The organism is Streptomyces sp. NPDC020489 (assembly GCF_044386545.1).
Lineage (GTDB): Bacteria > Actinomycetota > Actinomycetes > Streptomycetales > Streptomycetaceae > Streptomyces.
The window spans coordinates 91,316-100,028 of the sequence record NZ_JBIRUZ010000011.1; the positions used below are offsets into that span (position 1 = coordinate 91,316).

Here is an 8,713-nt window from a genome sequence, read left to right on the forward strand (position 1 = left end):
TCCAGACCAATCAGGTTGTCAAGACCTCGGACAACCGCCTATCCGTCCTCCTCCGCCAGGCCCGCCGCCGCCTCGTGCATCGCCAGTTCGAGGAGTGCCGGATCGGTCAGGGTGCCGGAGCCGTCCGGCGGGACCAGCCAGCGGACACCGCCGGTGGAACGGCCCGGGTACGGCACGACGATCCAGGTCCCCGCACCGGCGGTGCGGATCCCCGTGCCGACCCAGCGCGCGGCCGTGCCCGGCGGCACCAGGAAACCCATCCGGGCGTCGCCGAAGTCGGCCAGCACCGGGCCCGGTTGGTCGATGATGCGGGTGAGGACGTCGAGCGTGGGATAGCCCAGCTCGCCCGGCAGGATGAGCACGTCCCAGGCCTTGCCGGCGGGCAGCAGCGCGACCCCGAGGGGATTGCGCTCCCATTCCCAGCGGCAGGCCTCGGGATCCGGAGCCACCGATGCCAGCCACTCGACCGCCGTCTTCGCCCCAGTCATGAGAAGACCTCCCTGTTCCTTCGTGGACGCGGGTCGCGTCACGAGGGAGAGGGAGGTCCGTGCGGGAGCATTACGCGGGTTCCGGGACCCCGTTGGAGTGAACCGGATCACACCCGGAGCGTCCGAGGCCCACCGCACAGGGTTCAGCTGTCGAAGCCGAGCCCCAGCCTGTCCATCGCCTTCAGCCACAGGTTGCGCCGCCCGCCGCGGGAGTCGGCCCGGGCCAGTGACCACTTGGTCAGCGCGATGCCGGTCCAGGCGAACGGCTCGGGCGGGAACGGCAGCGGCTTCTTGCGGACCATCTCCAGCGAGGTCCGCTCGGTGACCTCGCCGTCGAGCAGGTCCAGCATCACGTCGGCGCCGAACCGGGTCGCGCCGACGCCGAGGCCCGTATAGCCCGCCGCGTAGGCCACGTTGCCGTGGTGCGCGGTGCCGAAGAACGCCGAGAAGCGCGAGCAGGTGTCGATGGCGCCGCCCCACGCGTGCGTGAAGTGCACGTCCTCCAGCTGCGGGAAGCAGGTGAAGAAGTGCTCGGCGAGCTTGGCGTAGGTCTCCGGCCGGTCGTCGTACTCGGCGCGGACGCGACCGCCGTACGGATAGACCGCGTCGTAACCGCCCCACAGGATCCGGTTGTCGGCCGACAGCCGGAAGTAGTGGAACTGGTTCGCCGAGTCCCCCAGTCCCTGCCGGTTCTTCCAGCCGATCCGCGCGAGCTGCTCGCCGCTCAGCGGCTCGGTCATCAGCGCGTAGTCGTAGACCGGGACGGTGTACGGGCGCACCCGCCGGACCAGGTTGGGGAAGATGTTGGTGCCGAGCGCGACCTTGCGGGCGCGGACCGAGCCGTAGGGGGTGCGTACGCCCATGCCGGCGCCGTACTGCTTCAGCGTCAGGGCGGGGGTGTGCTCGTGGATCCGGACGCCGAGGTCGAGGCAGGCGCGCTTGAGGCCCCAGGCCAGCTTGGCCGGGTTGAGCATCGCCACGCCTCGGCGGTCCCACAGGCCGCCCTGGAAGGTCGGTGAGTCGACCTGTTCGCGTACCGCCTCCGCGTCCAGCCATTCGACGCCCTCGGCGAGGCCCTCGCGCTCCATCTCCTCGTACCAGTCGCGCAGTTCCCACGCCTGGTACGTCTCGGTGGCGACGTCGATCTCGCCGGTGCGCTCGAAGTCGCAGTCGAGGGAGTAGCGGGCGACCGCCTTCTCGATCTCGTCGAGGTTGCGGGCGCCCAGCTTCTGCAAGGTGTGGATCTCGTCCGGCCAGCGGGTCAGCCCGTTGGGCAGCCCGTGGGTGAGGGAGGCGGCACAGAAGCCCCCGTTGCGGCCCGAGGCGGCCCAGCCCACCTCGCGGCCCTCCAGCAGGACCACGTCCCGCCCCGGGTCGCGCTCCTTGGCGAGGAGCGCGGTCCACAGTCCGCTGTAGCCGCCGCCGACGACCAGCAGGTCGCAGGTCTCGGGGCCGGTGAGGGCGGGTTCCGGGTCGGGCTTGCCGGGGTCGTCCAGCCAGTACGGGACCGGCCGCGCTTCGGAGAGTGCCTTGATCGGATGACTGCCACGGCTCATGGCGCTCGGGGCCATGATTTCAACTCCCTACCAGGGTTTTTCGCAAAGGGCCGGACCGGTGAGGCTAGGCCTTTTGCTTGTTACGGCGATTGCTGACGACCATAGAGGTCAGGACGAGAAGGACGGCGACCAGGAACATGGCCGTGCCGATCACGTTGATCTGAACGGGTGTGCCGCGCTGCGCCGAACCCCAGACGAACATGGGGAAGGTGACGGTCGAGCCCGCGTTGAAATTGGTGATGATGAAATCGTCGAAGGAGAGCGCGAAGGCGAGCAGCGCGCCCGCCGCGATCCCGGGGGCCGCGATCGGCAGGGTGACCCGGACGAAGGTCTGGAACGGGCCGGCGTAGAGGTCCTGCGCGGCCTGCTCCAGCCTCGGGTCCATGGACATCACCCGCGCCTTGACGGCCGTGACGACGAAGCTGAGGCAGAACATGATGTGGGCGATGAGGATCGTCCAGAAGCCCAGCTGCGCGCCCAGGTTGAGGAACAGGGTGAGCAGCGAGGCGGCCATGACGACCTCGGGCATCGCCATCGGCAGGAAGATCAGCGAGTTCACGGCGCCGCGCGCCCGGAAGCGGTAGCGGACCAGCGCGAAGGCGATCATCGCGCCCAGGACGGTGGCGCCGATCGTCGCCCAGAACGCGATCTGGAGACTGAGCGACAGCGAGTCGCACATGCCGGCGACCCCGCACGGGTCCTTCCAGGCGTCCAGGGAGAACTGCTGCCATTCGTAGTTGAAGCGCCCCTTCGGATTGTTGAAGGAGAACACCGTCACGACGATGTTGGGCAGCAGCAGATATCCGAGCGTGAGCAGTCCCGCGATGACGACGAATTTGCGCTTGAGCCAGTTGACGAAGGCCATTTAAACCAGATCCTCCGTTCCGGACCTGCGGATGTAGACCGTGACCATGACGAGGATGGCGGCCATCAGGATGAAGGAGAGCGCCGCCGCCGTCGGATAGTCCAGGATCCGCAGGAACTGGGACTGGATGACGTTCCCGACCATGCGGGTGTCCGTCGAGCCGAGCAGGTCGGCGTTGACGTAGTCACCGGCGGCGGGGATGAACGTCAGCAGCGTGCCGGAGACCACACCGGGCATCGACAGCGGGAAGGTGACCTTGCGGAAGGTCGTGACCGGCTTGGCGTACAGGTCGCCCGCGGCCTCGTGGAGACGGGTGTCGATGCGCTCCAGGGAGGTGTAGAGCGGCAGGATCATGAACGGCAGGAAGTTGTACGTCAGACCGCACACCACCGCCATCGGCGTGGCCAGCACGCGGTCGCCGGTGGTCCAGCCGAGCCAGCTGGTGACGTCCAGGACGTGCAGGGTGTCGAGGGCGCCGACGACCGGGCCGCCGTCCGCGAGGATCGTCTTCCAGGCGAGGGTGCGGATCAGGAAGCTGGTGAAGAAGGGGGCGATCACCAGGATCATGATCAGGTTCCGCCAGCGGCCCGCCCGGAAGGCGATGAGGTAGGCCAGCGGGTAGCCCAGGATCAGGCACAGGATCGTCGCCGAACCCGCGTACAGGATCGAGCGCAGGTACTGCGGCCAGTACTCGGACAGCGCGTCCCAGTAGGTGGCGACGTGCCAGGTGACCTTGTAGCCCTCCTCCAGGGACCCCGTCTGCACGGACGTGGAGGCCTGGTAGATCATCGGCAGCGCGAAGAACACCAGCAGCCACAGGATGCCGGGCAGCAGCAGCCAGTACGGCACCAGGCGGCCACGCCTGCGCGGGGGCTTCTTCTCGGGCGCCGTCGGGGAGAGGGGCGGCGGCGCCTCGGTGAGCGTGGCCATCAGGCGACCTCTTCCTCGACACCGGCGTCGATGTCCTGGGAGGCGTCGAGGCCGAAGGTGTGCGCCGGGCTCCAGTGCAGGACGACGTCGGCGCCGGGCACCAGCCGGGGGTCCCGCTCGATGTTCTGGACGTAGACCTCGAACTCGGGGCAGACCGCGCTGTCGATGACGTACTGCGTGGAGACGCCGATGAAACTGCCGTTGGCGATCGTGCCGGTGATGCGGTTGCGGCCCTCGGGGATCTGGCCCGCGTCGTCGGCGTGGGTGAGGGAGATCTTCTCCGGGCGGACCCCGACCAGCACCTTGCCGCCGGTCCGGGTGGGCGCCGAACATCGCGACTCGGGCAGGACGAGCTTGCCGCCGCCGGCCTTCAGGACGATGTCGTCGCCGCTCTTCGCGTCGACCTCCGCCTCGATCAGGTTCGAGGTGCCGAGGAAGTTCGCGACGAACGTCGTCCGCGGGTTCTCGTACAGGTCGGCCGGCGAGCCGAGCTGCTCCACGCGGCCCGCGTTCATCACGGCGACCGTGTCGGCCATGGTCATGGCCTCCTCCTGGTCGTGCGTGACATGGACGAAGGTGATGCCGACCTCGGTCTGGATGCGCTTGAGCTCCAGCTGCATCTGGCGGCGCAGCTTGAGGTCGAGGGCGCCGAGGGGCTCGTCGAGGAGGAGCACCTTGGGGGTGTTGATCAGCGCGCGGGCGACCGCGACTCGCTGCTGCTGGCCGCCGGAGAGCTGGTGCGGCTTCTTGCGCGCCTGCTCACCGAGCTGGACCAGCTCCAGCATGTCCTCGACCTGCTTCTTCACGCTCTTGATGCCGCGCCGGCGCAGGCCGAAGGCGACGTTCTCGAAGATGTCGAGGTGCGGGAAGAGGGCGTAGGACTGGAAGACCGTGTTCACCGGCCGCTTGTAGGGCGGCAGCCGGGTCACGTCCTGCTCGCCGAGCGAGACGGTGCCTGTGGTGGGCTCCTCGAGGCCCGCGATCATCCGCAGGGTGGTGGTCTTGCCGCAGCCGGAGGCGCCGAGCAGGGCGAAGAAGGAGCCCTGCGGCACGGTCAGGTCCAGCGGCTGTACGGCGGTGAAGCCGTTGTCGTACGTCTTGCTGATGCCCGAGAGGCGGACGTCACCGGTGGTGTCGGTCTTGTCGGTGTTGCCGTTCTTGGCGGTCTTGTCGGTCACGATGGTCACGCCCCAGTCAGCTTCGCGAACTTCACTTCGAACTCGGTCTCTTCCTTCGAGCTCAGCGAGCGGAAGGCGTGGGACTTCGCGGCCATGGCCTTGTCCGGGATGATCAGCGGGTTGTTCGCCGCGTCCGGGTCGAGCTTCTCCAGCTCCGCCTTCACCCCGTCGACGGGCGTCACGTAGTTGATGTACGCGGCGAGCTCGGCGGCCGGCTTCGGCTCGTAGAAGAAGTCGATGAGCCGCTCGGCGTTCGTCTTGTGCCGGGCCTTGTTGGGGATGAGCATGTTGTCGGTCGACGTGATGTAACCGCTGTCCGGGATCAGGAAGTCGATGTCCGGGCTGTCGGCCTTGAGCTGGACGACGTCACCGGCCCAGGCGATACAGGCCGCGAAGTCGCCGCTGCTCAGGTCCGAGGTGTAGTCGTTGCCGGTGAAGCGGCGGATCTGGCCCTTGTCGACGGCCTTCTGGATACGCGCGATCGCGGCGTCGTAGTCGTCGGCGGTGAAGTTCGCCGGGTCCTTGCCCATGTCGAGCAGGGTCATGCCGACGCTGTCGCGCATCTCCGACAGGAAGCCGACCTTGCCCTTGAGCTTGGGGTTGTCGAGCAGATCCGAGACCGACCTGACCTCGACGCCGTCGAGCGCCTTCTTGTTGTAGGCGATGACGGTGGAGATGCCCTGCCAGACGTAGGAGTAGGCCCGCCCGGGGTCCCAGTCGGGGTTGCGGAACTGCGCCGACAGGTTGGTGTACGCGTGCGGCAGGTGGGACGGGTCCAGTTTCTGGACCCACCCGAGCCGGATGAGCCGGGCGGCGAGCCAGTCGGTGAGGACGATGATGTCGCGGCCGGTGTCCTGGCCGGCGGCGAGTTGCGGCTTGATCTTGCCGAAGAACTCGACGTTGTCGTTGATGTCCTCGGTGTACTTGACCGAGATGCCGGTGCGCCGCTTGAACTGGTCGAGCGTGGGGTGGTGCTTCTCGCTCTCGTCCACGTCGATGTACTCGGTCCAGTTGGAGAAGCTGACGGTCTTCTCCTCGGCCGAGTGGTCCTCCGCGGAGACGCCGCCCTTGGTGTCGCCCGCAGCGGGGATGCCGCAGCCGGTCAGCGCCCCGAGACCGCCGACGGCGAGCGCGCCGCCCGCCGAGGCGCGCAACACGGACCGCCGGGTCATGGCGGCCCGGCCGCCCTGGAAGCTGCGCCGCATGGCGGCCACTTGGGCCGGGCTCAGGCGGTCGGGCTCGTACTGCTCCATGCGCGTGGTGCCCTTTCGGGAGTGGTCGGCCGCGGGTCGGGCGGCCTGAGCTGCTATCGGTCCCCGAAGATCGTGCGGTGCCAGTCCTTCCTGACGACCGCCGTATTGTCGAACATGACGTGCTTGATCTGCGTGTACTCCTCGAACGAGTACGAGGACATGTCCTTGCCGAAGCCGGACGCCTTGTATCCGCCGTGGGGCATCTCGCTGATGATCGGGATGTGGTCGTTGACCCACACGCACCCGGCCTGGATCTCGCGTGTCGCCCGGTTCGCCCGGTAGACGTCCCGGCTCCACGCGGAGGCGGCGAGCCCGTACGGGGTGTCGTTGGCGAGCCGGATGCCCTCGTCGTCGCTGTCGAAGGGCAGCACCACGAGGACGGGACCGAACAGCTCGGACTGGACGATCTCGCTGTCCTGGGCGGCGTCCGCGACCAGGGTGGGCCGATAGTACGCGCCGCTCTTGAGGTCTCCCTGAGGAGCCTCGCCGCCGGTCACCACGCGCGCGTAGGCACGCGCGCGGTCCACGAAGCCGGCCACCCGGTCCCGCTGGACGTGCGAGATGAGCGGGCCGAGGTCGGTACCGGGGGCGAAGGGGTCACCGAGGCGGACCGACTCCATCAACGCGGCGGTCTTCTCGACGAACGCCTCGTAGAGGGGCCGCTGCACGTACGCGCGCGTGGCCGCCGTGCAGTCCTGGCCGGTGTTGATGAGCGCGCCCGCGACGGCACCGTTGACGGCGGCGTCGAGGTCGGCGTCGTCGAAGACGACGAAGGGCGCCTTGCCGCCGAGTTCGAGGTGCAGCCGCTTGACGGTCGCCGTCGCGATCTCGGCGACCCGCTTGCCCACCGCCGTCGACCCGGTGAAGGAGGTCATGGCCACGTCGGGGTGTCCGACGAGGTGCTCGCCCACGTCCTTGCCGGTGCCGTTGACGATGTTGACGACCCCGTCGGGGATCCCGGCGTCGGTGGCGGCCCGGGCGAACAGCAGCGAGGTCAGCGGGGTGAGCTCGGCGGGCTTGAGCACGATGGTGTTGCCCGCGGCGATCGCCGGGAGGATCTTCCACGCGGCCATCTGGAGGGGGTAGTTCCAGGGCGCGATGGAGCCCACGACACCGATCGGCTCGCGCCGCACGTACGAGGTGTGGTCGCCGGAGTACTCCCCCGCCGACTGGCCCTGGAGGTGCCGGGCGGCACCCGCGAAGAAGGCGGTGTTGTCGATGGTCCCCGGCACGTCGAACTCACGGGTGAGCTTGAGCGGCTTGCCGCACTGGAGGGACTCGGCGCGGGCGAAGTCCTCGGCGCGGTCGGCGAGCACGGCGGCGAAGCGGTGCAGCGCGTCCGAGCGCTCGCCCGGGGTGGTGGCCGCCCAGCCGGGGAAGGCCTCCCGGGCCGCGGCGACGGCCGCGTCCACGTCGGCGGTGCTCGCCAGCTCGTAGGTGTACACCTCCTCGCCGGTCGACGGGTCCACGACCGCGTGCGTACGCCCCGAGGTGCCCTGGGTGAGGCGGCCCGAGATGTACTGCGCACCGTCCGCGAAGCGTTCCTGCGCGGGGAATCGGTCCGGGGTGACGTTGCCCGGCTTGTGCATGTCGCTCTCCTCCGCCGCCGGCCCACGTTCCCGTGGACGGATGCGTAGCTCCAGCTCGATTTGAGTGCCGATCCTGACAGAGCAAGTGGCGTCCGACAAGGGATTCCGTTGTTGCCTTTTAGTTACGCGACGGAATCTGTCGACCAGGTGTCGAGCCGACATGGAAAAGCCAGGACGGAATGTCAGTGGTGGCTGCCAGACTCGCATGCATGACGACGATCGATTCTCGGGACACCCTGGTCAGGACGGTCCGAGCGGGGGCGAGGGTCAAGTACCTGTCCTTCTGGGGACACCGCCCACTGCCGGACGGCCGGCTCGGCGCGAGCTGTCTGAGCCAGTGGTGGCCGTCGCCGTTCGTGGTGGACGGGGTGACGTACGCGACCGCCGAGCACTGGATGATGGCGGGCAAGGCGCGGCTCTTCGGGGACGCGGAGGCGGAGCGGCGGGTCCTGGCCGCGGACCACCCGTCGCTCGCCAAGAAGGAGGGGCGCCTGGTCCGGGGCTTCGACGACGCGACCTGGGAGCGGGAGCGCTTCGGCATCGTCGTCGAGGGCAGCGTCCACAAGTTCGGCTCGGACGACGGGCTGCGGTCGTTCCTCCTGGGCACCGGAGAGCGAGTGCTGGTGGAGGCCAGTCCGGTGGACCGGGTGTGGGGGATCGGGCTCGCAGCCACGGACGAGGGGGCACTGGATCCGGAGCGGTGGCGGGGGCCGAACCTGCTGGGGTTCGCGCTGATGGCGGCGCGGGAGCGGTTGCGGGGGGTTTGAGAGGTTCGGGTCTGCGGCGCCCCACCCCGTCCTGAACGTCGTCACCCCGAACACCCGATCTCCGAGCGGCCCCCTCCCCACACCCCC

8 protein-coding genes are annotated in these 8,713 nt (G+C 69.0%); 1 reads left to right on the forward strand and 7 read right to left on the reverse strand.

The window, feature by feature from the left end; genetic code table 11:
* Positions 1–38 precede the first annotated feature (38 nt).
* The 7 genes from ACH41F_RS27855 to ACH41F_RS27885 form a co-directional block, all read right to left on the reverse strand.
* A complete protein-coding gene (locus ACH41F_RS27855; protein WP_391232429.1) occupies positions 39–488 on the reverse strand; it encodes a hypothetical protein in 450 nt (149 codons plus the stop codon).
* Between the two features lie 143 nt (positions 489–631).
* Entirely contained in the window at positions 632–2,059 is a 1,428-nt protein-coding gene (locus ACH41F_RS27860; RefSeq protein ID WP_391232430.1) for an FAD-dependent oxidoreductase, read from the reverse strand.
* Between the two features lie 49 nt (positions 2,060–2,108).
* A complete protein-coding gene (locus ACH41F_RS27865; protein WP_391232431.1) occupies positions 2,109–2,909 on the reverse strand; it encodes an ABC transporter permease subunit in 801 nt (266 codons plus the stop codon).
* The gene (locus ACH41F_RS27870) at positions 2,910–3,839 is read right to left on the reverse strand and encodes an ABC transporter permease subunit (RefSeq protein ID WP_391232432.1); all 930 of its coding nucleotides are present in this window, start codon (positions 3,837–3,839) and stop codon (positions 2,910–2,912) included.
* Positions 3,839–5,020 (reverse strand): polyamine ABC transporter ATP-binding protein, encoded by a 1,182-nt coding sequence (locus tag ACH41F_RS27875; protein ID WP_391233003.1) that lies wholly within the window; start codon positions 5,018–5,020, stop codon positions 3,839–3,841. Before ACH41F_RS27875 ends, ACH41F_RS27870 begins: the two co-directional genes overlap by 1 nt.
* 2 nt (positions 5,021–5,022) lie before the next feature.
* Positions 5,023–6,270 carry an extracellular solute-binding protein gene (locus ACH41F_RS27880; protein ID WP_391232434.1) on the reverse strand — a complete coding sequence of 416 codons (1,248 nt, stop codon included), beginning with the start codon at positions 6,268–6,270 and terminating at the stop codon, positions 5,023–5,025.
* 53 nt (positions 6,271–6,323) lie between these two features.
* Entirely contained in the window at positions 6,324–7,859 is a 1,536-nt protein-coding gene (locus tag ACH41F_RS27885) for a gamma-aminobutyraldehyde dehydrogenase (protein ID WP_398837979.1), read from the reverse strand.
* Between the two features lie 179 nt (positions 7,860–8,038).
* Between ACH41F_RS27885 and ACH41F_RS27890 the strand changes: the two genes are divergently transcribed.
* Complete coding sequence (locus ACH41F_RS27890; RefSeq protein ID WP_398837981.1) at positions 8,039–8,626, forward strand: NADAR family protein; 588 nt, start codon at positions 8,039–8,041, stop codon at positions 8,624–8,626.
* Positions 8,627–8,713: the final 87 nt, after the last annotated feature.

Bases quoted from the DNA above. Each gene is read 5' to 3' on its own strand.
- ACH41F_RS27855 (WP_391232429.1), bottom strand. From the start codon at position 488: ATGACTGGGGCGAAGACGGCGGTCGAGTGGCTGGCATCGGTGGCTCCG.
- ACH41F_RS27860 (WP_391232430.1), bottom strand. From the start codon at position 2,059: ATGGCCCCGAGCGCCATGAGCCGTGGCAGTCATCCGATCAAGGCACTC.
- ACH41F_RS27865 (WP_391232431.1), bottom strand. From the start codon at position 2,909: ATGGCCTTCGTCAACTGGCTCAAGCGCAAATTCGTCGTCATCGCGGGA.
- ACH41F_RS27870 (WP_391232432.1), bottom strand. From the start codon at position 3,839: ATGGCCACGCTCACCGAGGCGCCGCCGCCCCTCTCCCCGACGGCGCCC.
- ACH41F_RS27880 (WP_391232434.1), bottom strand. From the start codon at position 6,270: ATGGAGCAGTACGAGCCCGACCGCCTGAGCCCGGCCCAAGTGGCCGCC.
- ACH41F_RS27885 (WP_398837979.1), bottom strand. From the start codon at position 7,859: ATGCACAAGCCGGGCAACGTCACCCCGGACCGATTCCCCGCGCAGGAA.
- ACH41F_RS27890 (WP_398837981.1), top strand. From the start codon at position 8,039: ATGTCAGTGGTGGCTGCCAGACTCGCATGCATGACGACGATCGATTCT.